General features: G+C 41.6%; 18 protein-coding genes. 8 read left to right on the top strand and 10 right to left on the bottom strand.

Features of this window, described 5'->3' with window-relative positions; genetic code table 11:
* Positions 1-12 precede the first annotated feature (12 nt).
* The 3 genes from AC2T0J_RS18690 to AC2T0J_RS18680 are packed head-to-tail and all read left to right on the top strand — an operon-like array spanning position 13 to position 1,695.
* A complete protein-coding gene (locus AC2T0J_RS18690; RefSeq protein WP_489807260.1) occupies positions 13-339 on the top strand; it encodes a hypothetical protein in 327 nt (108 codons plus the stop codon).
* Positions 336-878 (top strand): hypothetical protein, encoded by a 543-nt coding sequence (locus AC2T0J_RS18685; RefSeq protein ID WP_489807259.1) that lies wholly within the window; start codon positions 336-338, stop codon positions 876-878. Before AC2T0J_RS18690 ends, AC2T0J_RS18685 begins: the two co-directional genes overlap by 4 nt.
* A gap of 52 nt (positions 879-930) precedes the next feature.
* Positions 931-1,695: a hypothetical protein gene (locus AC2T0J_RS18680; protein ID WP_489807258.1), complete on the top strand. Its 765-nt coding sequence runs from the start codon at positions 931-933 to the stop codon at positions 1,693-1,695.
* A 337-nt stretch (positions 1,696-2,032) separates the two neighbouring features.
* Here AC2T0J_RS18680 and AC2T0J_RS18675 read toward each other — a convergent pair whose 3' ends face one another.
* On the bottom strand, positions 2,033-3,544 hold the full coding sequence (locus AC2T0J_RS18675) for a T6SS phospholipase effector Tle1-like catalytic domain-containing protein (protein WP_489807257.1): 1,512 nt from the start codon (positions 3,542-3,544) through the stop codon (positions 2,033-2,035).
* Positions 3,545-4,115: 571 nt separating this feature from the next.
* Here AC2T0J_RS18675 and AC2T0J_RS18670 point away from each other — a divergent pair.
* Positions 4,116-5,066: an IS30 family transposase gene (locus AC2T0J_RS18670; protein WP_489807256.1), complete on the top strand. Its 951-nt coding sequence runs from the start codon at positions 4,116-4,118 to the stop codon at positions 5,064-5,066.
* Between the two features lie 2,044 nt (positions 5,067-7,110).
* Here the strand turns inward: AC2T0J_RS18670 and AC2T0J_RS18665 are convergent.
* From AC2T0J_RS18665 to AC2T0J_RS18645, 5 genes are all read right to left on the bottom strand, one after another.
* Entirely contained in the window at positions 7,111-8,337 is a 1,227-nt protein-coding gene (locus AC2T0J_RS18665; RefSeq protein ID WP_489807255.1) for a hypothetical protein, read from the bottom strand.
* Between the two features lie 324 nt (positions 8,338-8,661).
* Positions 8,662-9,564: a helix-turn-helix domain-containing protein gene (locus AC2T0J_RS18660; protein ID WP_489807254.1), complete on the bottom strand. Its 903-nt coding sequence runs from the start codon at positions 9,562-9,564 to the stop codon at positions 8,662-8,664.
* 449 nt (positions 9,565-10,013) lie between these two features.
* On the bottom strand, positions 10,014-10,985 hold the full coding sequence (locus tag AC2T0J_RS18655; RefSeq protein ID WP_489807253.1) for a TniB family NTP-binding protein: 972 nt from the start codon (positions 10,983-10,985) through the stop codon (positions 10,014-10,016).
* Between the two features lie 19 nt (positions 10,986-11,004).
* Positions 11,005-13,059 carry a TnsB C-terminal domain-containing protein gene (locus AC2T0J_RS18650; RefSeq protein WP_489807252.1) on the bottom strand — a complete coding sequence of 685 codons (2,055 nt, stop codon included), beginning with the start codon at positions 13,057-13,059 and terminating at the stop codon, positions 11,005-11,007.
* Positions 13,056-13,670: a TnsA endonuclease N-terminal domain-containing protein gene (locus tag AC2T0J_RS18645; protein WP_489807251.1), complete on the bottom strand. Its 615-nt coding sequence runs from the start codon at positions 13,668-13,670 to the stop codon at positions 13,056-13,058. The genes AC2T0J_RS18650 and AC2T0J_RS18645 overlap by 4 nt, the downstream gene beginning before the upstream one ends.
* Positions 13,671-14,508: 838 nt before the next feature.
* On the opposite strand from AC2T0J_RS18645, the gene AC2T0J_RS18640 reads away from it, so the two are divergent.
* Genes AC2T0J_RS18640 through AC2T0J_RS18630 form a run of 3 tightly spaced genes read left to right on the top strand, consistent with a single transcriptional unit; the run spans position 14,509 to position 18,530 of the window.
* Positions 14,509-15,321, top strand: a complete 813-nt coding sequence (locus tag AC2T0J_RS18640; protein WP_489807250.1) for an endonuclease — start codon at positions 14,509-14,511, stop codon at positions 15,319-15,321.
* A gap of 13 nt (positions 15,322-15,334) precedes the next feature.
* Positions 15,335-16,987 (top strand): RNA-directed DNA polymerase, encoded by a 1,653-nt coding sequence (locus AC2T0J_RS18635; RefSeq protein WP_489807249.1) that lies wholly within the window; start codon positions 15,335-15,337, stop codon positions 16,985-16,987.
* A complete protein-coding gene (locus AC2T0J_RS18630; protein ID WP_489807248.1) occupies positions 16,980-18,530 on the top strand; it encodes a DNA polymerase in 1,551 nt (516 codons plus the stop codon). The genes AC2T0J_RS18635 and AC2T0J_RS18630 overlap by 8 nt, the downstream gene beginning before the upstream one ends.
* Positions 18,531-18,784: 254 nt before the next feature.
* On the opposite strand, the gene AC2T0J_RS18625 is transcribed toward AC2T0J_RS18630, so the two are convergent.
* From AC2T0J_RS18625 to AC2T0J_RS18615, 3 genes are read right to left on the bottom strand one after another with little or no spacing between them, the layout of a single operon-like run.
* Complete coding sequence (locus AC2T0J_RS18625; protein WP_489807247.1) at positions 18,785-20,164, bottom strand: efflux transporter outer membrane subunit; 1,380 nt, start codon at positions 20,162-20,164, stop codon at positions 18,785-18,787.
* On the bottom strand, positions 20,157-23,327 hold the full coding sequence (locus AC2T0J_RS18620; RefSeq protein ID WP_489807246.1) for an efflux RND transporter permease subunit: 3,171 nt from the start codon (positions 23,325-23,327) through the stop codon (positions 20,157-20,159). The genes AC2T0J_RS18625 and AC2T0J_RS18620 overlap by 8 nt, the downstream gene beginning before the upstream one ends.
* A gap of 12 nt (positions 23,328-23,339) precedes the next feature.
* Positions 23,340-24,569 (bottom strand): efflux RND transporter periplasmic adaptor subunit, encoded by a 1,230-nt coding sequence (locus AC2T0J_RS18615; protein WP_489807245.1) that lies wholly within the window; start codon positions 24,567-24,569, stop codon positions 23,340-23,342.
* 385 nt (positions 24,570-24,954) lie between these two features.
* On the opposite strand from AC2T0J_RS18615, the gene AC2T0J_RS18610 reads away from it, so the two are divergent.
* Positions 24,955-25,872, top strand: coding sequence for an AraC family transcriptional regulator (locus tag AC2T0J_RS18610; protein WP_105936383.1), 918 nt, complete (start codon positions 24,955-24,957; stop codon positions 25,870-25,872).
* A gap of 281 nt (positions 25,873-26,153) precedes the next feature.
* Here the strand turns inward: AC2T0J_RS18610 and AC2T0J_RS18605 are convergent, their stop codons facing one another.
* Positions 26,154-26,543: a carboxymuconolactone decarboxylase family protein gene (locus tag AC2T0J_RS18605; protein ID WP_489810370.1), complete on the bottom strand. Its 390-nt coding sequence runs from the start codon at positions 26,541-26,543 to the stop codon at positions 26,154-26,156.
* Positions 26,544-26,595 lie beyond the last annotated feature (52 nt).

Genomic DNA, 26,595 nt, shown 5'->3' with positions numbered 1-26,595 from the left:
TAGCAAGTTTATATGAATATAAATAGTAGATATTTTTTTATTTCAATAGTTTTAACGTTTTGGAGCGCAGTAAGCAGTGCAACAAGTAAGGAACAATGCCAATCTCTATGTAGTGATTTGGTGAAAAAATTTCCAACAAGTAATGATGAAGATAATTTAATTAGAACTTGCCCGTTTGATTGGAAATATAATACCAGCCCACCAATTATTAGAGTGCCAATACCTTTTGAAATAGGAAGTGAAACAACAAAAGATTTAGCAAAAAGATCTGCGATATCAGATGAAAAAAATGAAACAAAAGAGTGTTTAAAACTAATAGATTCCGGGGACTATAAGTGATTTCATCTGAATTTGAAGTGATTTTTCTCGCTATCGGAAATTTAATCTTGATATCTTTTGCCATACCAGTTATGACATTTATTGTTATACTTTTTTTAAATGGCGCAAGAAAACGTTTCAGGAAAGATAAAATAGAGTTCGGTTTTAACTATTTTATCTTGTCAGTCTCCTTGTCATTTGCATCTGTAATATCAGGCTATATGGCTGGAAATTCAAGAGAACCAGTCATTGATGCAGTAATACCTCTTTTGGTTACTTTGATGGCAAGTGTTGTTGCGATCAAAGGTGAAAACAAAAAAAGTAATACTTTGAAATTGTCGTATTTTCTTTTTTTGATAGCATCGATGTTGTTTTTAGGTGCTAATTTTGGTTCAGTCAACCGTGAACATAATAGTAAATCTGCGAGGATAACAGACGCGGCCGTGTTGTTTCAACAATGTATAGATATAAAGACGGCGTTAGCCAAAAGATTGCCTGTGGACGAAGTAGACGGCTTTGATTGCAAAGTAGGTGTCTTTGGTACTAAAGATCAGAAGTAAAGAGGCTGTTTTTTGCTTATATATCGTTAATTTTGTCTTTGAGAGAAGAAATATGTCAAACATACCCGCAGAAATCTTATATACATCAATGATATTAGGTTTAGTTAGTGTCTCAGTTACGGCCTACAATAATCATAGAATTGCGAAAATGAATAATAAGCTAAAGAAGGATCTTGAAGATAAAAAAAATGCACTTAATATCCAAATATCTAAACTTAGTTCTCAATCACAAGTAAATCTAGAAGAATTAAAGGATAAATATAAGAGAGATTATTTGGACATTATAAATCAAGGGAAAAGTGAATTGGAGACGCTTAAGGCACAGTTAGAAGTTGAAATATCTAAACAAAAGATGTGGATTAATTTGAATGAGGAAAATTGGAAGAGAGTTCATAGCTCAATCCTCGATCTCAAGGAGATCGGTTTTAAAGCAATTAGCACATTTAAAAAGTTGTTAGAGAATGGTCATGAGATATCTGATAAAGAAATGTATGCCCAAAGTACAAAAGCTTTGGCTGAACATGCAAAATTTAGTATTGCGATTACAAAACTAAGGGCTGAAATTAGAAATGAAGATTACGATAGGCTTATCGGTCTACTTGACTTTCTTATGGAAATATTTTTTGATATCGGGAAAAAACTGGAAGAGAGAAAACTTCAAAAAGTTCAAATGAGAAAAATGTTAAATGGTTTAGTTAAAGATGAGAAGACTTTTGAAACATTAGTTAAACATTTTTTGCAGCCAGGAACCGGGCGGATTAAGCTTGTTCAATCTAATAATAATTCCAATAGCCCTGATCTCGAACATAAAAATTAAGATTAAGAAATTCACTTGAATATTTAAGTCAATAAAACAATCAAATTAACTCAGAATTACAGCTAATTTAACTAAAAGACGCCGAAATGTGGCTTGAATAGGCCACCACAACCAGTTGTCATTACAGTCAATCGCATTGGGATTTGGGATATTAATCCGTGCTCGGCTATTAAAATGTGTTGAAACACCAGTCGATACTATACATAGCAACATAGACGCTCTCTATCCTCTGCCTGATATGCCGTATTCCATGTTCAAAAAACTATTTAACGGAGGATGAAGTCGGCCTCTCGCTTAATCGAACGGCCGGTACTAACTACCCTCTAAATCAGAGTTCCTAAGACAACCTCTCAATATCAAGTTTTACGTAGCCGCGGTTGTTATCGTACATTGCCCAGGCATCGTTAGCGAAGCAATATAGATAACCTGATTTTTCTACGGAAATGACTGCAGAGTCGCCGATGATTTCGATTTGTGGAGGAGGTGGATCGCCATCATTTCTCGGGCTTTCTTGATTAGCAATTACGCCTATTAACGAAAACCAGTCTGCTTCTTCAACACGCTTTGTTACAGAAATAAAGTCGTCGTTATGCTCATTATTGCGGACCCGGTTTAAAGCTGTCTCGAACCAGCCCAGTACCGTACCGAGCATTTGAACCAGCTCACCCACATGAAATTTACCGTCATTCATTCCTTTCGGGGAACAGGGTATTGTCCTATCGACCCATTCACCTTCAGCTGTACATTCGTAAGTGCCTTCTTCCAAATAAATACCAGTCCAATACCAACGGTGTTTTGCATAGATATCGACACTAACTTTGTTATCTATAAACTCACGATGAGGTAAATATTTACCTTGCTGAATAGGGGGGGTATTAAACCTGTCTCTGGCGTAATCACTAACATCGCAGCTACTAAGAATATTAGGGAAAGCTCTTGGCAAACTACGTAACACAGTCATGACGCCGGAGTACGAATTATGTAGCAGGTCCAGAGGGTTTGGATCTATTTGCTTGATCATCTCATCATCAAACAATAACTTATGGGGCAGTGCTTTTAGCTCTGTGATCATCCATTCAAGTGTACAATCTGAAAGGCCTGTTTCCTTGTACCCACCACCAATATCAGAATGCACACCCGGGAACCATACTTGTTTCACGTCACAAGTAGGCGGTATCACAGACCAAAGTGTGGGGCTAAAACTACTTCTACGTTCATCTAGCGCGACTGCATGGCGAGCGAATTTAACATTCTTATTTAGCTTCGTATTGTGAAACTTATAGTTCTCAGGTCTATCGAACATGTCCAGTATAGCTTTATCATCGGGAATGCCCAATGAGCCTACAGTATCCCAAACGCCTATAAAATAAACGCTGTCAGTTTCAGGGTGAAATACGTAGTCGGAACTCGTATCCTCCTCTTTATACGCTTTTTGAAATAGGTCATCGACAATATCTTGTCTTGAACTGTCCGTATTAGCCTGTGTCTGTTCAAAATCCATTAAACCTTTTAAAGCAATTAGGCCGCCTAAGCTTCTGGCAGTAAATGCTCCCCGGCTGAAGCCAAATAAAAAAACCCGGTCACCGGGTTGATATTTATCGCTCAGCCATTGGTAACAATCCCGGATATCTTCATTCAAACCAATGCCAAGTAAACCTCCAGTAATCTGGTCTATGAAACCTTCGGTTCCAACACCCGCCTGATAGCGAGTGAACTGGTTTGTACTGTCTGCTTCAAGAGATGAAAAGAGTTTATAAACATTCGTCGGTGCTGGAGATTCGCCGTCCATGTTATCTGCTGAATTCCATGTTCCATCACAACAGACAACTAAGTTTCTTCCTTCAGACATCGCATCTATTCCTTTTGGTAAATGACATTATTAGCCAGAAATCGGCTGTTATAATTTAATTTACAACTGCTCATTTTATAGCCTGCCGATTGCATAATATCAATCGCTAAATCTGAATCGTGGGAAAAGCTGCCCAAAACGACGGGTCTCAGACCCCAACACACTGTTAAGGATAAAAAATTTGGTTATGAAGTGCACTGATACTAAGATAATTACTCTATTACAAACGTAATTGAGCAGCTAGGGAATAACAAAAAGGAATCAAGAATGAGCAGTTGGTCACCGGAAGTGTTTAAACAATACTGTGAAATAGTAATCACTCAAATACTTGTAAAACTAATTTCGTTCACTTTCATCTTTGCAGTTTTAGTTATAACAATAATCGTAATTTTTTACATGGTCTTACCTGAAGAAGTGGTTGCTAGTATTTTTCAGTTGGAACAGTTTACTAAGCCGCCGATTAGTATACCCGAATTCAGATAATAAGTGCACCACTCATGGTTAATGGGTGACAGACGATCAACTGCCTGTTGGTGGTATTCTAAAGTCGCCAAACAATTAGAGTATTACCATGAGTTACAAGCAGTTGATCGAAGGACAACGATACCAGATCGAGTCCTACTTACGCGAGGGTTTCAGTTATCGAGAGATTGGAAAGCGTCTTAATGTGAGTCACAGCACCATTAGTAGAGAAGTTAAACGTAATCGAATTCGAGATAGCCATTACCTACCAGAAGTCGCTCAGGCCAAGGCATTAAAACGACGTTGTCAGGCCGCAAAGTACAGGATATCTGAACTGACGATTACTTTTGTTGAGTTCGGGCTTAACGAAAAGTGGAGCCCTGAGCAGATAGCTGGTGTAGGTAAAATCATCGGTCATCACGTCAGTCACGAGTGGATTTATGGCTATGTCCAGCGCGATAAGTTAAGTGGTGGCAAGTTGTATAAACAGCTACGTCAGAGCCGCCGAAGATACCGTAAAGGTAGCCGCGCGAAGCGTGTGATTATCCCAAATCGCGTTGGCATAGAGCATCGTCCCGCTATCGTGAACAAGAAGAAGCGGTTCGGTGACTGGGAAGCTGACACGGTTTTAGGCAAGCAAGGAACGGGCGCGATTGTTAGCTTGGTGGAGCGTAAAAGTAAGCTGTATCTGATACGCAAAGTGCCAGCGAAAAGCGCAGTCGATGTGGCCCGTGCCATGGTTGGCATGTTGTGGAAATATCGCAGTCATGTCCGAACTATCACGGCGGACAACGGCAGCGAATTCTGTGACCACGAGCTGGTCGCAGAGAAGCTTAAAACGGATATTTACTTCGCGAACCCTTATTCATCCTGGGAGCGCGGACTGAATGAAAACTTTAACGGTTTGCTTCGCCAATACATACGTAAAGGTACCGATTTGCGGACAGTAACGGACAAGCAAATTGCTGAGATTGAACGGGCATTAAATGCCAGACCGAGAAAGTGTCTCGGCTTCAGACAACCTGTCGCGATATTCAATGAATTACGCAAGGCTGCCTAATTTAGCGAGTGGTGCACTTCGGAGTTGAATTCGCGTATTAGTATCATGGATTTGCATTGCATTGCATTTTCGGCCTTGACGCTGTCACTTTGGGTGTTTCATGTTACTTCGGTGATATATATTCAGGATCCTTGGATAGTTAAATCAATTTGGCTAACAGGTCTAGCTTCAATACTTGGCACAACTGGTGCTATCTATGCGAATAGTATTTCAATAGTGGAAGACCATGAATTGGAAGGTATATGGCATCTACGCATTTGGCATAGAGGCTATTATCTAAATGACAAACTTGAAAATTTTCATGATCAAACAGGGAGAATTAATCAGTCAACCGTCAGGGCCTTGTTCAAGTGGGATAAAAAGAATTCAGCTTACGAAATAGTCACGTTCGGAAACGGGCCACAATTTAAAATATCTGAGTTCAACTTAAACAAAGAAATAAATGTTGGAGTCTACTATTTCCCACGGTTCTACAAAACTCCCGCGGACTCAGAGCTGGGTTCTATATATCTAGCAAGCAGACCAGTCGATCTAAGTTTCAAAAACTCGGAAAAGTTAAAGGAGGCGGGGCTAAGAGAATTTGAAATGTATTTCCAACATGAAAACGAAGAGTATTCACTGAAGTTTAGACGGGCATCTTTTAATTGATAATTTTGTATTTTCCTTTTTAATTTGGGGGTTAAAACAACTTCTACATGGCATAGTGCTTTTACACCGTTCCATCTCTAGATATTTCATGGGGCTGATCGGCGGCTTCACGTACTGAGCAGCCTATGGTGAGGCAAGATTTTCCTGAACGTGGTTCTCAGCAACAGAAACCACGTGAACCAATCTAAGTAGCAAATAGTAGCGAATAATTACAGTTTTTTCCGTAACTGTGCTTTGTGAATCACAAAAAATCCTGCGGCACTTAACAGCAAAACATGCATAAACGCCAAGAAAACTGCTAACCAGATCATTTCTTTCCCTTTGATTTCGGCTGTCTGCTGAGTACATAAGCTGTACCAACATATCCAATTAACAGCGTTGCGATACTCAATGTAATCACAATGACCTGTATGCTATCCATTCTTCTTACTCTTCCTCCATTCTCGATAGCCAATATGAGCTGTAAAGACAGTCAGACCTACAACAAAAAGAGATATACCGATAATTACATATAGCGTCATTTCACCTTCGAAATTTTGGATGCTGATTTCATAATTCCTCAGGGTGACGGTAAACATAAGACACACCCGCCACAATAACCACAGCCAAAATTAACATGGGAAGTAGAGAGAGGAAAATGGCCTATAACTCGTGGATGATACTCATTGCGGTATTACCTCCGGTGTATTACTCGTTATTAGTTAACTATAATAGCACTGAATAGGCAACACTATAGGTGATACATGACACTCGACGGCTTCATCATCGGCATAATCGGATTGGCGGTTTTACTGGCATTTGCGACCTGGGTGTCCTTCTCAGGAGGTGAACGTTAATATGAACGATTACGCAGTGATAGGTTATTCAATTCTGACACTCGCGATAGTTGCAATTTTTACTTACGGCATCTATTCCAGAAAAAAGCACAGTTTACGGAAAAAGAAGACTTCGAAAAAATAGAGAAAGCTGGTGAAGCAGCCTGTTACGATGCCAATGTTTGAGGTGCACAGACTTGCCAGAGAGCACGGTACAACTGTTGTAATTGGAGTTGATGGAGTCACAGTTGAAACGCCACCCTAAACTGACGCCCAGTTAAAAGAGCGACAAGCTAAAATCAAGAAATACAGCCGATAAAAGTACACACAAATAGTGTACTTTTTGAGTTCCGTAAGCTGTCTTATACAAACAAATGGACAGTGTCATGTCGAAGGTTTCGTGTCGGGGATTGCGTCATGAAAAACCCCACATCTAGTCGTAATGTCTACTTCTGACAATTTCTCGTCTCGGCAGACACTGTTTAAGGCTCAAATGAGCGAATAGCGGACATTAACGCCGCTCTTTGGGGCAAATTCGGAGCGCGGCGGAAATTTGTCCGGCAGCAGCGCCTTGTTAGCTTTTACCTTGGCGTGTGGTAGAGCATAACTGCCAGCTTTACGACTCTGTTTCTATCACCATCAAGATGAAACTCGTAGTTAAACCAGGTTTCATCTTTTTCATCAATGTACTTGAGAAAATTGGAATGCTTTAGAGATGCTTCTTTGGCAGTTTCAACCGCACTGGTAAAGTCTTTGTTCGGAACAAACATAATAACCGCAGCCTTTGAATCCCTCCACGTAAGGTAACCCAATAGCTGACTAATTGTGGCTAAGAAGCTTTTTTCACCTTTCCAGAATTTGCATTCACCAATAAATACATTTGAGCCTTCATGCCTAAGCAATATGTCTGTCTTACCAGTTTTATTAAATGTTTCTCCAGTTGCAGAACCTTCAAAATTTGGCTCTAGCATCATTAGAAAGTGATCTCTAAGATGCTCTTCTTCTTTTCCAGCGTACAAGCTAGGCAGCCGCTCAAATACCTTTCCCACATCGTGGATTAATTTCAAGATGTCTATATATGTAGACTGATCAAGGCTTGGCTCTTGTGAAAAGCCCGCCTCCTGTACGCTTGGCCTATTTAAAATAGGTTTCTTTCGCTTCTGTGGCGCAGGAATAGAGAATGTTTCTGATGTCGCACTAGATTTTTTTATTGGAACACCTAATGAAGCTAGCACTCCAGTGCTCTTTTGAATTCTCTGTTTTCGCATATTAAATGCATTACGAATATGTTGTTCCAAGCTAGCGTTCGCTTTTTTCACCTCGGCTTTCACGTTTTCATATTGCTGCATGATATTTCTGATGTTTTCGTCCTTTCTACGAACTATCTCATCAGCGTTATCTCTGAAGTTGACTATTTCAAAGCAAAATTCATTAGGACTAACCTCTATCTCCATGGTCCACATAATTCTATTACTGGGCATGCAGTGTAGTAACTGAATATTGCCACTTATCGGAACATGAAATTTAATCACATCCTTTTTATAGGATTTACCTGAATAGACTTGAAAATCGCGAGGAAAACTCTCGGCAGGTATCATATGTTCGCTAGAAGAAGCGTAGATGCTTTCAACATGAATTTCTAAATATTCGACAGTCGCCTCTGATACTTTATGGGCCACATAATCATCTTCGTTAACATTTAGAATGTAATCATCCCTTTCGGATTCAATAGAGTGAGCCAAATTCGATTTGCTCGCCTCAAGAAAGTCCCTTAGCGCTCTTTCTCCGAAAACATTACTTCTTCTCATATTTCCCGAAATCTCCATGAAAGCTAACAGCATATTACTAAAACATCATAGTAACACTCGCTTCAGTTGAAAAACCATATGCTGTATTTTCATGGGAAAGGTAAAATGTCTGCTATACGTACAAAGCAGTCCGTGGCAAGCCAGTACCACGATGTCCGCTTATGACCAATGGCAGAAATCCAGTTTTATAAGATTGAATGACTGCTCATTGTCTAAAGCGTAAGTCCAATTTTTAATAAGTAACTGTCTGATAGTGTAAGAGCCATACTATTCAGATGACCCGTTCACTGATTTACATTTCTCATTCAGGGAGCGTATTCTCTGTTATCCATTCTTGGTATGGAAAAGAGCAATCTGTCTTTCCGACTCAAATACTAAACGTTTTACATCTTCGAACATCACAAAATCACCCGTTTGGTCATAAGCAGGCTGCTTTAAAAGCCCTTTTCGTTTTAGACTGATTAATCTGGGTTGAGTAATACCGAGTATCTCTGTTGCTTGTTGTAACGTTATTTGAACATCTTGCTTTTCACGAAAGACTCGTCTTGCCCATTGGTTAAGTTCTTCAGGCTCTACATACAAGGAAGTCAAAAGGCAAGCCATAGGCTGATAGGTGACACCCAACGCGTTATCCTTCATCGCAATGAGGACATCACAGATGTCGATACCGTTGCGTAGGAGAGTAACTCTCTGGTTTGCTAAACTATCCCTATTGTTCGGGGGAACATCTTCATGATATTTGCCTAATAATGTCAGTAATGGCGAAACGCTGTATAGTGATGAGGACGTACTTCTTCGCCCATTCGATGTCACAATAATTTGCTTTTCTAGCAACCGGTCAAGACTCAGGCTGGTTATCCTAAGCACTTTAATGAGCATTGATTTATTTAAAATAAATGGTGAGTCATAATTCACGCTCAATTGCTTTTCATTTGAAGAAATCAAAAGCTCTGAGTCGTTGTTCCAAATACTTTTTAGCTGGGCCGATAAAAAGAGTGACTTGGCCTGGATAAAACTACTAGGCAAAGCCGTTGGTGATGAATAACGTACGTGTTCATTCAACTGTTCGTACTTGTCTGGCTGATTCAAAAAGCGATATCCCCAATCAACAATAGTTTGATAAGGCGCTTGAAAGCTTAGCTTATTACGGTTTAAACCTATCGCATTCGGCCAGCTGTGCCAGACGTAATAGGCCATGATACAGTCGAGCGTCTGCTGCTCGTCCATGCAATGCTCAGTAGATAAAGATTTCAGCTGTTTACCACATAGTGGGTTAGCGCATTTCGCTGAGAGTAGGTGTAAATCCCATGAGAGTGATGAACTGCAATAAGAGCAAGTGTCTATGAGAGATGAACTATGTACGTCGCAGTGCGCCCTTGAGGCACTTTGCCACTCATCTTTCAGATATCCAGTATCCCTAATGCAGTCAGGACAGACTTTGGGTGATTCCACTCGTAATGATTTAGCGAATGGAAGGTTATACGTTGTCTTCAAGCCTCCTGGTGGTAGGAGTGCATCCAATTCGGGGATATTTCCTAGGTTACCCGCGGCAAGGCGTTTAACAACCGGTACTGACAGGTAGTGAAGAACGTTTTGGAAGCCATGACGCTTTAATATTCGTAACGTGTAACTTATTCGTGATTCATTGGGCAATGATTTAGGGAAGATACTTAGCTTCAAACGCTTATCCCCACAGGATGGTTTGAGCCACTAGGCATATTAGCCGTCTTACTGATGTTATTTATTTCATCAAAGACTTTTGCGTCGGAAATATCTTCAAGGTCAAAGTAGTTAGTGTCGCTTTTACACTCAGTATCAAAATTTTCTCTCACAACATGGATAAGTTCTTCAATGGTAGAGCATTGCTGACAGTTTTTTTTGAGCAATAGGTCACGCAGGGTGCTCATGTAGCTCTCGTAATAGTAGGCAAGGTAAAGCCTACAGAGGAAAGATTTATGGGTTTGAAACGTGAGTGGAGGAAGGCAGCACCGGGCGATGTACCAATTAACGCAGTTCAACCATTCTTGTTTTTTAGGGCGTAACAATCGTAATGGGATAGGGCGACGCATTCTTCGCGAAAAGTGCTCGGTATCGACAAGTTTGGGAGCTGTTTTTCCAAAAGTCATAAAGCGCTTTGCGCTTTCCGTGCCCATCATCACAAAGGAGCATTGTATTTCTTCACAATCTAACACCCAGCAAAAGAACTTAATAATTCTCTGAAACTCAATACCATCGTAGGTTGTCACTAGCGCCTGGATTTCATCGAAAATTATTAATTCAACTTGTTTTTCTTTCAATAGATGTATGAATTGCAATTCTAAATCGGCAGAAGTGGCACTGCGTTTTGGCACATCACTGCCTAACGCGACGATGAGTAGCTTAAGTATTTCATCTCCGGTTTTCTTGGGTGACTTAAACGAAAAATGAAAGATAGGAATAGTGGTTAACTCATCGTTTTTGATTGGCGGGTAGCGCTTAATGTAATGCTTAGCCAGAAAGGTTTTGCCTTGTCCAGAGTCAGCATGGATGAGGACGCCTTTCTTAACAGCGTCGGTTTCATAAAACACACCGTGAACGCCTTCGATACCCTTAAGTGCATTCGAAGTTGATGGTGACAGGAAGATGTCCATTAGCTGATAATTATTCATAGTTTTATTCTTGGTCTAATCAGAAAAGGTCTGGTTCATCGTCAGATTCGAACTTCGACAGCGGTGTGACTTTGCCTTGTGCAAACTCTTCATTTTTTATAGACGGCTTAGTGATTGCGTGGGCGTTTTCGTTATGCCTTGGTTTCATGATCTGCTCAATTAAGGTCGTACCTTCTTCCGAAGTGCGTTCAGGCATGTTTTCTACCACTGGACGCTCATTTTTCCCTGGTTCGTCTGAAGATGAAACTTTTGGCTTTGGTCTGAATACGGTTGATAAACGAATTGACCGGTCGAAATCAGCGTCATTAACGTCATACCTAATTTTACTGAGTATAGGTATGGTATCCTGATCTTGTTCGAGTGCTTCATAAAAGCTTACAGGGGCTAGCGATTCGGCAATATCCGCTATCGTATTGGTTAAAATAATTTCTTTTGAGGTATTGCCATCAGTGACGACCGCCGTTACCGTCCGACAATCAAACGGATCGTAATGAAGGTCACAAGTGAGCGATTTCGTTTTACCGACATACTTTGTATGTTCCAGGTAAAAAGCTTTTAACTCATCACTATAGAAATCCATTTTATTGCTTCGAACGGAGCCGTTATGATTGATGACAGTATTGGCTTTCGCTCGTTTCACATGAAAGGCACGGCTCATACTGTCGTAATCCATGCACAGTAAATCTGGCCGCTTGGCCGTTTCACGCAGCCACACTTCAACCGGTGTACTGTCGTTTAATGCTTTGTGTGGTGTGTTGTTATAGCTAATCACATATTTTGCCAACGCTTCTTTAAAATCTGATTCATAAATGTCAGCTATTTTTGCTGAGTCAAACGAATCGCCTTCAGCAGAATTCAATCGCTTTCCGTTATAACTGATGAAGCCAATAGTCTGTTTATTGTCGTCAGGGTAATAAACCCTGAAACCTTGAAAGAATTCGATTCGAACCTTGTCATTCAGTGCTTCAACGAAAGGCTTCTTCTGAGGTGCGTTAGATGGCGCAAATGTTAATTGCGCCCCCATCCGCTGTGCCGCTTTAATCATCAGTTCATTGTTGAAACCGCTACCATTGTCGAATATCAATACCTTAGGTAATCCTTTGCAAGGATTGTTAATGTCCGGTAAGACGCAGTGTCGCAACAAATTAAGGACATCTTCAGATTGCTCTGAGCCGTAAGTCATCATTGTCGAGAGTATCGCTCTGGTATGGACATCAATGGCGAAATAAAGACTAATAGGACCAATCGGTTTGCCTGTTTTATCATCGCGCAGATACATGTTAGCAACCATCCTGTCAGCTTCCACCCGTTGAAGCGGCGCAACCGTACGGATTTTCTGTTGGCAGGTTAACAACAGTCTATTTCTGATTTTAGGCGGCAATTCTTTATTTTTGAGTAAAGTGTCTAATGTAGCCATCTTGGAAAGTCGCCTGTAAAACGTACGCTCTGAGGCAGGGTGGAGTGACGCATTTGATTTACCGGCTTCTAATGCATCTGAACGATAGGCCTTATAGTGGTTTTTTATGATATTCGACCCTGAATCACTAAATATAGTGGCTACAAAATGTTCAAGGTGCGCTTCTGTCGCTGGCGTAAGTTTGTTACTCCGGCTTCTCTTAACACCACAGAGAGCATCATTGTCTTGGGATTTTTTATTCCACTTGTACATCCACTTACAAATCGTCGATTTTCCTGGGAATGCCTTGCCATGAAACTCAGGATGGCGTGCAAGAACTCTGGACTTGAGTAGTGAATACGTATCTTCACGTGAGTATTTATAACCTTCCTGGACTAGCTCATTTAATACAGTGACAATTTTTAAACGTTCGTCTCGTTGTTGTATTTGATACGGCTCAAGTTTTATGTGTGAGGCTTGGGTTACATGCCTGGTGAATAGCTTTTGGCTCTTGATTTGCTCCCTTAATTTTTCGCGAGATAAGATTCGTTTTGATGTCTGAATTTCATCGCCAGACATCATCACCGAGTCTGAATCAGCAAATAATATAGACTCAATATTGCCATACTCATTGGTGAATTGAGTATTTGATAAGGGAAAGACGAAGTCAGCACTCATAAATCACCCCGTGACAATACTAGTGACGTTACCAAATCGCGATTAGGAATCTTATATATTCCTTGAGCAAGCAATGCCATCGCGTCCTGAACGGGGGCGTTGGAATGGCCTTTAAGGTAGCTAATGAGTTCACCGAATGAAATTGTTGTTGGAAAGGAGAGCGCTTCAATGTTTTTTGGAAGCCGTTTTGTGCGAACACTATTTATGCGTGCACAATTCTGAAGGTAAGATTGTTCAGATTGGCCGATTTTAGGGGCATCGACGATGTCATATTCCCAATTATTGGTAAGCGCCAAATTTCGAAAATGAGCGAGCTTTTCACCCAATCGTTCGCTAATTGCACTCAGGGAATGAACTTCAACATATTTCGTAGTGCCATCATTCATAACGACCAAGAAATCTGGCGTATAACGACGTTCTTTCCCGTCAATAGTGAACCAGAAGCTAGCTGGTTGCGAGGTATATTGCCTCACATGCTGACTAAACTCACATTGATAGGCGTAAAGTAATTCTGCGAAGGATTCAACTTTAACAGTAAAGCCCATTTTATAAGAGCAAAGGTGGATCGTATAATGTTGCCGTGAATAACGGGGGATGTTTCTGCCTTTCATATCGCACCCCACGCCATGACATGACTTGTTGTGATGAAGCGCGGAAAAGGAATATGCCGCGAAACCAGGTTTATATTATTAGTCCATTTTTGTGTCGACGCGTCCAAGCAATGGTGTGTAGTGATGTGTTTCATCAGACTTCCATCCAAAAAATTTTCGCCTTCAACAACGGGCTTCTTTACTTGATATATAGATAAAGAATGCTAAGTTTAAAAGTTAACCCGTTAGCAAATGAACTCCCCTCGGCGGGAGACACTTCATAACTGTTTTTTTAACCAGTTCGCAGCAGTGTAGCCAATATCAATGGTTTACGTTGAAGTATTTTCATCACTTTCCGGTTAAAATTTGACCACTCAATCAATGAGTTGCAAAACCTTGCGGGATAAGGGCTAGAGGAGAAAGGGCATATTCTTTTTAAAGGTTTTGTGATTATTTTTTATTCTCAGGCACTCACTTTTTAAAAGTTTAACACCTCCTTTTTAAGAGTTTCATGTCTAGTCTGAAACATTTTGTTACATTTTAGCGGCGTAATGCAGGGCCAACACTTTCCAATTTCACTCCTTCAGACCAGTATTTTAATGGTGTAAACCAAAGTAAGGTTAAACTTCTATTCTTACTCAAGGAGTCAGACCAATGTCCCTATCTATTAATGAATATGAAGCACTATTTCGTGTGTACATGACACTCCCCATCCGAGCTTTCCTTACTTATGAAACTGAAGAAGTAGGGGAGTTTCATCAAGAAATTCATGCAATTGAGTTATTATCTGGTAGAGTTGTAAACATAAAGGATATAAACACGGACAAGTTGAGTCTGGGGTTTGATAGGGAGGTGCCAAATGAGAATGAATCAAGTCGCGAGCAAACTTTGCTTACTCACCTTTTTATGCCTCTGTTTCAACGCCCTAGCTGATCATCCAGGAAGCTTTTCTTCCGCTAAGAAAATGGCTGAAGAATTAGTTTATTTTGACCACCTAAAAACCTTTTATTGTCAGTGTGATTTCGTTTTTGACGACGCCAGCGATATCGATGGTGATGGCGATAAAAAGGAAACCATGGTCATGCCAGCATCCTGTGGCTATACGCCACGAAATCCCATTACCAGCACCAACAAACCAAACGCACGGATTTCACGCATTGAGTGGGAACATGTTGTTCCAGCAGAAAAACTTGGTGGTCATCTGGATGGGTGGATGAACCCGCAGAATTATCCTCAATGCCAGAAATCAGATGGGAAATTTCTGAGCGGCCGTGATTGCGCGTATAAAGTCCATCCTGAGTTCAAAAAGGCTCACAACGACCTCATGAACCTAGTGCCAGCCATTGGCGAGCTAAACGGCGACAGGTCAAATCATGCCTATGGTGAAATTCCTGGTGAGGAGAGGGTATATGGCAAGTGTGATTTTGAGAATGATTTCGCTATGGATACTACTGAGCCATCCAATGAAGTTAAAGGGGACATTGCACGGATTTATCTCTATATGGCGAAAGAGTACAGCGTAACTTTATCTGATGCAGAAAAGCTCCAGTATTTATATTGGGACAAATTAGATCCTATGTCCGAGTGGGAGGAAAAAAGATTGAAACGAATTAAAGATGCACAATGTGTGGAACCAGTCTGTTCAGACCAATCCAGCTATCAAATTAATTAAGTACAGGTACTTTGTGACTAGACTACAGAATGAAAACCTACTTGCGTTTCCAATTAACATAGGTGCCACACTAAAGCACCTCCGTCAGGATATGAGAGATGATTGGTTTTACGATGCTGTTCGTTATGAAGATCTCTTATCTAATGGGAAAAACCTTCATGAAATACTATCTCAAAATCTTGAGATAAATCATGGTGAATACAAATCTGGTTATAAAGCTGTCTATGATGTTCCGAAAAGGGCGTTAGGGCTTCGCTATACTTTAGAATTAGATTTTTATGATAGATTTCTCTATCAGGCAATTTGTACGTACCTAATACCATACTTCGACCCATTATTATCTAATCGTGTATTCAGTCACCGCTATAATAAATATGGAAAAGAAAAGTACCTTTTTAAGCATAGGATTGAGCTATGGAATTCCTTCGAGAATATAAGTCAACTTGCTCTGATTGACGAAAAGACTCTATTAGTAACAGACCTGCTCAATTATTTTGAACAAATATCGATAGATGCAATAGAACATGCATTTGTGAACTTGATCTCTGAAATTCAAGGCAGTGGAGCTGATAAGAATAAAGTTAGAAGTGCGATTAGTACGTTGAGGACTCTACTTGAAAAGTGGTGTTACAGTGAAAGACATGGCTTACCGCAAAATAGAGATGCATCCTCATTTATTGCAAATGTGGTACTAGATGCTGTTGATAAGAAAATGGTCGAAAAAGGTTATGATTATTTTCGTTATGTTGATGATATTAGAATAATATGTAACGACGAACATCAAGCAAAAAGAGCACTAAACGATCTCATATTCGAGCTAAGAAAACTTGGCTTAAATATAAACTCTAAGAAAACAGTTATTCTTGATAAGTATAGTGAAAACATTCAAGAGTTTTTTCCAAGCTCTGATGACACAATGACTCTTATTGATACTATGTGGAAGTCTAAGAGCAAGAAAGTTATAGCTCGATCTATTCCTGTATTATTTGATTTTCTGAATAAACAGATTGAAGATGGAGAAACACAAAGTCGACCGTTCCGTTATTGTATTAACCGATTCAAAACACTTATTTCGTCAAATCTGTTTGACTCAAAGTCAATTTTAGCAAATCAAATCGCCGACACATTAATCAAGGAGTTTGATAGGCAACCAGTTTCAACTGACCAGTTCTGTAAACTATTGATGCAACTTGATCTTTCTGAAGAACAAAACCAATTAATAGCCAATTTTGTTTTGGATAAAGATGTAGCGATCCACGGATGGCAAAATTATCACTTAATTTTGCTATTGGCATACAAGAAATTCCATTCAATTGAGTTGGTAGAACATTGTAAAACTCTAATAGGACAAAGTATAAATCGACCTGAAGTCCCTGCGTGTTTCATTTATCTTGCATCGATCGGGCTAGAAAAAACTGTAGAAGAATTCATTCCAGTCTTTCAAGAAACTTGGCCATATCAACATCAAAGATACTTTTTAATAGCTCTTCAAAATACACCAAATGTAAAACTTAAACCTATGTTCGGGAAGGTTGGTTATAGGCTTCGAGGAACTGTATCAAGACTCAAGAATAATAAAAGTTTCCGAGGCGATACTGTGTATCTCAAGGATTTCGATATGACAACTATCGATGAGATCTATGATGAGTTATCACCATATGAGTAATAAAAAAGTAATATATCTCACGTACCAGAAAGATTTTTCCGAAAGTGGAGAGGATAGATATTTTATATACGATGGTGAAGCTTTCAGTGAAGTATCTTCAGAAAAAATTGTAGCACTTGATTGCTTACTTGTTACACATGACTATTGGTTAATTTCTAGCTCTTTATTTAAGAAACATTGCAGCTTGCCAACCAATATTATTGATGTCGTTTTGTTATCCAAAATTGTTATTGGAGTAAAATCAGTAAGAGGGGATATTCAGCCATGGGACATATCAAAAACTATAAAGCCTTTATATAAATCAGCTGACGACTTTGAGCAGTACATGAGTATGTATTATCGGCGAAATGATTTGCTACATGACGTGTATATGCTCTTTGCACATAAGTTAGCTGAATACTATGAAAAAGTAACGACATTAGCTTCAAATTTAGGTGAGCTTGAAAGGTTTTACAGCCTGGAGCTACCGCTTTTTAACATGTTAACGCTTTCGGCTTGCAGAGGTATTCGTATTAATAATGCTTTACTTCGTGAACTTAAAGACAATCTTAAATTGGATTATTACAGGAAACTGAAATCGTTCGCAGAAAAGCATAATGTACTTTATGAAATACCGAATAATGACGAAATTAAGGAAAAGCTGGTAAAGGTAGGTTACAAAGTAGAAGGTTATAGTCTTGATTTTTTACTAGATTTATTACCCTCAAAAGACGGCTTTTCCAGTGATTTAAGAAGTTTGCAAAAAATTCATAAAACATATCGGGCGTTTAATTCTATATCATACAGGTATCATCGATTGACGCCCATAGTAGAATCTCATTGGACATCTACATCCAGAATCTATCATCGGTCGCCAAATCTACAGAACATATCTAAACAATACAGGAATATTTTCATACCCGATGAAGGGATGATGCTTTGTTATATCGATTATGATCAGTTTGAAGTTGGTATTATGGCTGCTGTTTCAGCCGACCCAAAAATGAAGCATATATATGAAAATAAAGATACTTATACTGATTTTGCTCTTTATGTATTTAATGATAAAAGAATGAGGAAAACGGCTAAAAAATTATTTTTATCTTATGCTTATGGTATGTCAGTTGAGAACATTTCTATTGCTGTTAGTGAAATGGGTGGAAGCCAGAAAAATGCAAGTGACTACTTCTCAGAGTTCTCTGTCTTTGAGGCTTGGAAAGCAAAGGTCGTTAGTGATTTCTCACGTGAAGGAAGAGTTTCTACAATTGCTGCAAATAATCTCAATAGGCAATCGAATTCAGAGCCTACAGAAAAAGAGAAACGTAGTGCCGTTAATCATGTAATACAAGGCACTGCGACATATATTTTCAAAAAAGCTCTTTTAGAGATTTCAAAAATTAATGGACTTCAAATCTTAATCCCTATGCATGATGCAGTATTATTTCAACATAATAACGAAGTAGTGCCAGATGAAGTGGTCAAAATTTTTGAAAGCGTTATGACTACTGAGTTGTTTGGCAAGGTTACAGGAAAGGCCTCAATTGAATCATTCTACGTAGAATAAAATCGGAAGGCTGATACATACTTTAGTTCCAGAAATCTCTTGCTGGCAGAAAATCTCGCTTTGTGTGGCAATCATCAGTAGCAGAACAGGGAAACTATCATTCAATAGCTAATTTAACATAATATACATTATGCGCAGTAAGGTGTATGGACGGTTGAGGGGGCTTGGCTGACTGCTCCGTAGACCTTATCTGGCAAAAAATTCTCACCCGGTCCACGGAGCTGCACTCATTTTCTATGTTAATACGAATACATTTATAGTGTTACTGCTCCGCTGAATTCCCTGTATACGTCAACCATCCGCAAAAAATGCGACAGCTCTATTTGTGCGAGTTGATCGCGGCTTGTTAGCAATTCTCTTTCACTATCAAGCAAAAGTAAGAAATCAATCTTACCCGCCTTATATTGTGAACGGGATATGGCGACCGCCTGCTGACTGCTGTCAAACTGACGCTCGGCATTAGCCAGTTGTTCGCGACTCAACTGATAATTGTTTAACGATAACTGCATATCGTTTACCGCATTGATCACGGTTTGCTCGTATTGTGCCATGGCGATATCCGCGTCAGCTTCGGCCATTTTGATACGGGCTTTTACCGCACCCATATTCAACCCAGACCACTGTATCGTCGGAGCGGTATTCCAGCTCTCACTGGCATTGTTTAACGCAAGTCCCGGTGACGAAATGAATCCAAGGAAGCCACTGACTGTCAGTGACGGATATAAATCGGCTTTATTGACACCTATCAGTGCGGTACTCGCAGCCAGGTTGCGTTCAGCGCTTGCCACATCCGGCCGAAATTTTAAGTAGTTGCTGTTGTCGGCAATGGAAGCCGGCTGGCTTAAGCGTGGTAGCGATGCAGAACTACTTATTTGTAGTTCCTGTACCGGTGTTGCCAGTAACGCAGCCAGTGTACTTTTAGCCGTAGCATAGGCGATACGAATAGCCGGAATATCTGTTTTAACACGATATATCTGTGTATCGATTTGAGCCATTTCTAGTCTAGTGGCGCTACCTGCGTTCATTTGTGCCTGAATGATGTCTTTGCTTTGTAGCAAGAACTGCAAATTCATCTCAGCGTAAGTCAGGCGTAGCTGCGCGCCTCGGTATTGGCCGTAACTCTTTACCACCTGACTAACAATGTGTAACCGCGCGTCTTGCCACAACAGAGCAGATTGCTCGGCTCGCGCTTTAGCAGCTTCAGTAGCACGCTGTAATTTGCCAAATAAGTCAGTGTCCCAACTGAGGCTTAGTCCGTTGGTAAACCCTCGCATTGTTATACCATTATCCTGGCTGAGCAATGAAGCATTTCTCGAGGCCTGATAACCGCCGGATACTGTACCATTTGGCAAGCGGTCGGCTTGTGATCCCGAAAATACCGCATAAGCCCGGTCAACGTTGGCGGAAGCCTGAATAATAGTGCGATTTTCGGCTAGTGCCTGTTCAATCAACCTGCTTAGCTGGTCATCGTTAAACCTATCCCACCATGTCGATAGTGAAAACACTGGCTGATAGCTTTTCTCCATATTAACGGAAAGAATCTGTTGAGGTGGTTGGTAATCAGGACCAACCGTACAGGCTGATAGCACACTGGATAACACCAATGCACTTATATAATGGCAGTGTTTATTCATTGGTTGTTTCCTTATGTGCAAGTTGTGCCGGTGCAGCATTCACCGAAACTCGCTTTGCCAGATAGTAGTAAAATAACGGGGTGAGTAAGAGCCCGAATACGGTTACGCCTATCATGCCAGAGAACACTGCCACTCCCATGGCCTGGCGCATTTCTGCACCGGCACCAGAAGAAAATACCAATGGTGCAACGCCCATTACAAAAGCAATAGAGGTCATTAATATTGGGCGTAAACGCAGTCGACCGGCCTCTAAAATAGCATCCACTATGGTCATGCCCTGATCCTGTAACTCTTTAGCGAACTCAACAATAAGGATGGCATTTTTGGTTGCCAGTCCTACCAGTACAATGAGGCCAATTTGGGTCAAAATGTTGTTATCGCCACCATAAAGCAGCACGCCGCTTAACGCTGATAATAATGTCATCGGAATAATAAGCACTATTGCCATCGGCAATCGAACGCTTTCGTATTGGGCAGCCAGTACCATAAAAACAAGCACTATCACTAGCGGGAAAACCAACAAATTGGCGTTACCCGTGAGGATTTGTTGATAAGTAAGCTCTGTCCACTCGTAGGTCATGCCGTTAGGCAATGTTTCGAGCAGAATACGCTCAATAGCAGCTTGTGCTTCGCCGGAACTAAAACCGGGTGCCGGACCACCGTTAATTTCGGCAGTAGTAAAACCGTTGTAATGCATAACACGATCAGGTCCGGCAATATCTCTTACCTGTATAAACGAGTCCAGTGACACCATTTCACCATGGTTATTACGCACTTTTAACTGCCCTATTTGCTCAGCAGATGCGCGAAACTGTTCATCAGCTTGCATGTTGACCTGAAAGGTGCGACCAAACAGGTTGAAGTCGTTTACGTAAGTTGAGCTCATGTAACCTTGCATGGTGTAGAATAACTGATTGAGATCCACGCCTTGCTGTTTGGTTTTATCCCGGTTAACGGCAATGTCCAGTTGCGGAACATTAACCTGGTAGCTGGAGAATACTCCGGCCAGTTCAGGCGTTTGATAAGCTTTTTGCATTACTTGTGAGGTAATGTCGTTAAGCTCTTTAAAGCCATACCCTGCCCGGTCTTCGATTTGCAAGCGAAAGCCGCCTATGGTTCCCAGTCCCATTACCGGTGGCGGTGGGAATATCGCCACAAAAGCTTCTTCAATGCTGCTGTACTGGCCGTTTAGCTCTGCGGCAATTGCATTTGCCGACAGGGAGGGATCGTTGCGGTCATCGAAGTCAGACAGCATGACAAACACAATGCCACTATTCGTTGCATTGGTAAAACCGTTCACACTCAGTCCGGGGAAGCCAAGCGCTGCTTCTACCCCTGGATGGGCCAGCGCAATAGATGTCATTTCTTTAATTACACGGTCGCTCCGGTCCAGTGATGCGGCATTGGGTAATTGGGCAAAAGCGATTAGATATTGTTTGTCCTGCGCCGGAATATAGCCCGACGGTGTGGTTTGAAACTGCAATCCGGTGATGCCTACTAACACAATATAAAGTGTAACAACCAACGCGCCACCACGAATAACCTTTTTAACCACAAACCCGTAGCCTCGGGAAAGTTTATTAAAAAAGTGATTAAACGGGGCAAATAGCCAACGGCCAAATAGCGTATCGATGATCCGGCTTAAACGGTCTTTTGGGGCGTCGTGGCCTTTTAATAATAGTGCCGATAAAGCCGGGCTCAGCGTTAGTGAATTAATCGCAGAAATAAAGGTAGAAATGGTAATGGTGAGCGCAAACTGTTTATAAAACTGGCCGGTAAGGCCGGTCATAAAAGCGGTTGGAATAAACACCGATGCCAGTACCAGCGTCGTAGCGACTATAGGGCCAGTGACTTCTTTCATTGCCTTAACTGTGGCATCAAACGGTGATAACCCCTCGCTAATATTTCTTTCAACGTTTTCAACCACGACAATGGCATCATCAACCACTATCCCTATGGCCAGCACCAAACCAAACAACGATAGCGCATTGAGTGAGAAACCCATCAACTGCATAAATGCGAAGGTACCAATAAGTGATACGGGCACGGCGACCAATGGAATCACTGAAGCCCGCCAGGTTTGTAAAAACAAAACAACAACAATCACCACAAGCAAAACAGCTTCAAGCAAGGTTTTGACTACCGCTTTGATTGAACCTTTTACAAAAACGGTTGGATCGTAAGCGATTTCGTAAGTGACCCCTTCAGGGAAGTTGTGTGAAAGCTGCTCCATGGTAGCGCGAACATCATCTGAAATCTGAATTGCATTCGATCCTGCGGCCTGAAACACGCCCATTCCCACCGCGGGATTATTGTTAATGGTTGAGCGCAACGCATAGGAATCGGCCCCCAGCTCTATGCGTGCAACATCTTTTAAGCGGCTAATCTCACCATTATCGCCGACTTTGATGATGATATTTTCAAACTCTTCAACGCTGTCCAGGCGCCCTTTCACATTCATCAGAATATTAAAATCGGCACTCGCTACCGGCTGAGCGCCCAGGCTTCCGGCCACAACCTGTTGATTTTGTTCGCGGATAGCATTCGAAATCTCTACAGGCGTCAGGTTTAACGCCGCCACCCGTGAAGGATCAAGCCACACTCGCATACTGAATTCGCCCGCACCAAACTGGCGAACCTGACCAACGCCTTTGACTTTGGCCAGCTCATCAATCACGTTGAGTGTTGCGTAATTAGCCAGATACAGCATGTCATAGCGTTCATTAGGAGAGTATAGATGCACAACCAGAGTAAGGTTTGGTGAGGCCTTTTCGGTGATCACGCCGAGTCGCTGTACTTCTTGTGGCAAGCGCGGTAATGCTCTGTCTACGCGACTTTGCACCTGGCTTTGCGCTAAATCCACATCACTGCCAATGGCAAAGGTAACGGTAAGTGTCATACGGCCGTCTGCGGTAGATTGCGACGACATATACAGCATATTTTCAACACCGTTTATTTCTTGCTCCAGTGGTGAGGCTACGGTTTCGGCTATAACCTGAGGGTTAGCCCCCGGGTAATTGGCAGTTACCACAACAGTAGGCGGAACCACTTCTGGATATTCAGTAATGGGCAACTGCCATACGGCGATGCCCCCGGTAATAATAAATAGCAATGACAGTACCGATGCAAACACCGGCCTGCGTATAAAGAACTGAGAAAACATCCGAGTCGACTCCTACTGACCAGCTAGAAAGGTATACGATGCGGTTAACGCAATTTGCTTCTGATCGAGTTTACGTTGAGCCGTCTCGATAGCAGCAATGGCAGCAGGGTTTGCCATCGTGGTTACATCAGGTGTGATTTGAATACCCGGCATCACCCGTTGCAGGCCACTAATAATGATGTTGTCGCCGGATTCGAGGCCCGCTTTGACAATGCGCAGGTCGCCCAATGACTCGCCCAGTTTTACCGGGCGGTATTCGACGATGTTTCCCTCTCCTACTACCAGCACAAACTTGTTGTTGAGATCAGTACCAATGGCTTTTTCGTCGATCAGAATGCCATCATGCGTTGGCGTGCCAGCTAGTCGTAGCCGGGCATATAAGCCGGGCATCAGGTTTCTATTTGGATTATCGAAAGTTGCTCTTAACGTGATAGAGCCAGTTTGTTCACTTACCTGGTTATCGATAAAGTCGATGTAACCGGAATAACCAAAGGCAGTATCACCCGCTAAAGCCATTGATACCGGCTGGCGCATTCCGCTTTGCGACTCAGTGAGTTCGTCGCGAACATAATTGAGGTAGGTTTGCTCATCCACGTTAAAATACGCGTACATTTTACTGGTTGAAACAATATGGGTAAGTTCGCTTTGCCCGGCTGTAACATAGTTACCCTGGGTAATTTGTGCACGCGATACACGACCTGATATTGGCGCTTTTACCATGGTGTAAGATAAGTCCAGCTCAGCACGTTTTAAGGCTGCTTTAATCGCAGCAGCATCAGCATCTGCCTGTTGCACAGCCGCATGACGATTATCAAGAGCTTCCTGCGATATCGCGTTTTGACCAATCAGTGTTTTGCCGCGCTCAAACTCCGAACGAGCTAAATCAACTCGGCTTCTTGCACTGGTTAATTGTGCTTGTAAACGCTCTACTTCTGCCTGAAATGGAGCAGGATCGATTTGTAGTAGAACCTGACCTTCTTTTACTGATGTTCCCTCGGTAAACAGTACTCGCTCAATATAACCTGAAATACGCGGTATCAGAGCAACTGTTTCAGGTGCACTTAATCGACCACTGAACTCATCCCATTCACTTAAGCGTAAACTGACGACTTCGGCCACACTAACGGTAGGAGCACTCATAGCAGGTGCCGATTGCTCATTTTTATCTGCACTGCAGCCAACCAGAACAGCCGTAGCCAGAACACTTATAATGATCAATGGGGCTTTGTTTAATGGAAACATAATCACTCCTTTTAATAAAAACAAACGGGACGGCATCAAGTAAACGTGACCTTGGGCCGAATCCTCGAACGAGTTGAATACTATTAAAGGAAGGTCATTTGGTTAATATCTGATCCTTGCTGTTGATTGCACGATTCTGCAGCTACTAAAGGATCGTGCAAAGGTGCGCGAGAATCGTGCAAGTGAATAAATATAATAGAGGTCCGCTTTAGAGGCTTTTACATAAACGCCTGTATGCATACAGGTATTTACCGCTTTCCTGATCCTACAATAATGCTGATTGTGCAATTCTATTCAATGATTGCATGATTCTACATATTTTAGGGGCTTTCTATAGGCGATAAGAAAATAGCGGTTATACTAAACCCGTTAATTCGGGGGATTTATGGATCAGCAACTCAAACAATATCAAAAGTCGTTAATCGCGCTGACGGAGCGAGTTAGCACTGAAGAAGGCTTCAACGACACCAATGTACCAGGTGTCAGAACGTTACGCAGTTCGTCTAAAACCTGCAATAGTCCGACTATTTATGAGCCTATGGTGTGTCTGCTTTTACAAGGCAGCAAAAATCTGTACGTGGGTGATCAGAAAATTCACTACAACGAGTTAAGCTATCTCATTATCCCGATTATGATGCCGGTCACTGGTGAAATTGTGCAAGCTTGTGAAACCAGCCCCTATATCGGAATTAGTGTATCACTGGATTTGCGAGAATTGTCTGAACTGCTGATTGACATGGCCGAACACAAATCTGAACCCTGTCAAAAAAGCTGTATTAAGATGGTCGATGCCGATGTTGAATCCATGTCAACCTTTGCACGCTTGCTCGCGTTACATGATTCACCGCAGGATATTCCGATCATGCTGCCAATGTTAAAACGGGAACTGATGTACCGTATGCTTAAAGGCCCTGCCGGTAATCAACTTCGACAGTTTTTGTTATATGACTCCAACGCTAACCGAATTAGTAAAGTCATTGAAATTATTCGTAAGAATTTTAATTCACCGCTAAAAGTGAAAGATCTTGCTGATGTAGTGCATATGAGTGAGTCAGCGTTATACAGCGGCTTTAAATCGATTACTGCAATGTCCCCGCTTCAGTATCAAAAACATATACGCCTGAATGAAGCACGTCGCATTATGCTGTATGAAGGCATTGAAGCTTCTGCAGCAGGCTATCAGGTGGGCTATGAAAGCCCTTCACAATTTAGTCGTGAATACAGCCGGTTGTTTGGTGCGCCCCCCATTACCGACATCAACCGGGTTAAACAGAATCAGTCATTGGCAACGGTATCCAGTTAACTCAGCAAACATCCCTGCTCCTTTCAGATTGAAAACATGTAGTATGCTATTCAGAGAGTGCAGTACGCGATCTACAACGTTGTTTGGGAGCATTCTGTGTACCTGGCAAAGCATGGCGGAGAGTAACAACATAGTGTGATTAAGTGAAAATCCCTTGGTATTTATACCGTCAGCATTGCTTTACTCAGTTACAGCGTTTGAAAAGAGATCTTACTGGTGGTTCGAATCTCTTCCGCCATCACCAGTAAGAGAGGGTCCAATTTATTTACCTATTTTTTGTGCTAGATAACGCCTCGTTCTGCAAACACAGATTTAGCTACTGAAGCGGCGTTCAATGCGGCTGGAAACCCTGCATATACCGATATTTGTATGATCACCTCAACAATTTCATGCGGCAGACACCCGACATTAAGTGCTGCATTTATATGTACTTTTAGCTGAGGAGCTGCATTACCCATCGCAGAGAGTGCTGCAACGGTGGCGATTTCTCGTGATTTTAAGTCTAAGCCATCTCGGCTATAAACATCCCCAAAAGGAAACTCTATTATGTAACGTCCTAAATCTGGCGCAATATCACTCAAAGCGTCAATAACGTTCTCGCCAGCCTCCCCATCTATTTCTTTAAGTTTTTGCCAGCCTCGAGCATATCTGTCACTCACGTCGTTATTCATTTCCTGGTTCTCCCTAAAAGTTGGTTTCGGCAGGATTGAGCAGCCATCTAAA

The organism is Alteromonas sp. ISO5 (genome assembly GCF_058105165.1).
This window is presented reverse-complemented; position numbering and strand designations above follow the sequence as displayed.

Excerpts from the sequence above, each read along its gene's own strand:
- AC2T0J_RS18640 (WP_489807250.1), top strand. The coding sequence starts at position 14,509 with ATGAGAATGAATCAAGTCGCGAGCAAACTTTGCTTACTCACCTTTTTA.
- AC2T0J_RS18620 (WP_489807246.1), bottom strand. The coding sequence starts at position 23,327 with ATGTTTTCTCAGTTCTTTATACGCAGGCCGGTGTTTGCATCGGTACTG.
- AC2T0J_RS18605 (WP_489810370.1), bottom strand. The coding sequence starts at position 26,543 with ATGAATAACGACGTGAGTGACAGATATGCTCGAGGCTGGCAAAAACTT.
- AC2T0J_RS18670 (WP_489807256.1), top strand. The coding sequence starts at position 4,116 with ATGAGTTACAAGCAGTTGATCGAAGGACAACGATACCAGATCGAGTCC.
- AC2T0J_RS18645 (WP_489807251.1), bottom strand. The coding sequence starts at position 13,670 with ATGAAAGGCAGAAACATCCCCCGTTATTCACGGCAACATTATACGATC.
- AC2T0J_RS18675 (WP_489807257.1), bottom strand. The coding sequence starts at position 3,544 with ATGTCTGAAGGAAGAAACTTAGTTGTCTGTTGTGATGGAACATGGAAT.
- AC2T0J_RS18650 (WP_489807252.1), bottom strand. The coding sequence starts at position 13,059 with ATGAGTGCTGACTTCGTCTTTCCCTTATCAAATACTCAATTCACCAAT.
- AC2T0J_RS18610 (WP_105936383.1), top strand. The coding sequence starts at position 24,955 with ATGGATCAGCAACTCAAACAATATCAAAAGTCGTTAATCGCGCTGACG.
- AC2T0J_RS18630 (WP_489807248.1), top strand. The coding sequence starts at position 16,980 with ATGAGTAATAAAAAAGTAATATATCTCACGTACCAGAAAGATTTTTCC.
- AC2T0J_RS18690 (WP_489807260.1), top strand. The coding sequence starts at position 13 with ATGAATATAAATAGTAGATATTTTTTTATTTCAATAGTTTTAACGTTT.
- AC2T0J_RS18665 (WP_489807255.1), bottom strand. The coding sequence starts at position 8,337 with ATGAGAAGAAGTAATGTTTTCGGAGAAAGAGCGCTAAGGGACTTTCTT.
- AC2T0J_RS18625 (WP_489807247.1), bottom strand. The coding sequence starts at position 20,164 with ATGAATAAACACTGCCATTATATAAGTGCATTGGTGTTATCCAGTGTG.
- AC2T0J_RS18655 (WP_489807253.1), bottom strand. The coding sequence starts at position 10,985 with ATGAATAATTATCAGCTAATGGACATCTTCCTGTCACCATCAACTTCG.
- AC2T0J_RS18680 (WP_489807258.1), top strand. The coding sequence starts at position 931 with ATGTCAAACATACCCGCAGAAATCTTATATACATCAATGATATTAGGT.
- AC2T0J_RS18615 (WP_489807245.1), bottom strand. The coding sequence starts at position 24,569 with ATGTTTCCATTAAACAAAGCCCCATTGATCATTATAAGTGTTCTGGCT.
- AC2T0J_RS18660 (WP_489807254.1), bottom strand. The coding sequence starts at position 9,564 with ATGGACGAGCAGCAGACGCTCGACTGTATCATGGCCTATTACGTCTGG.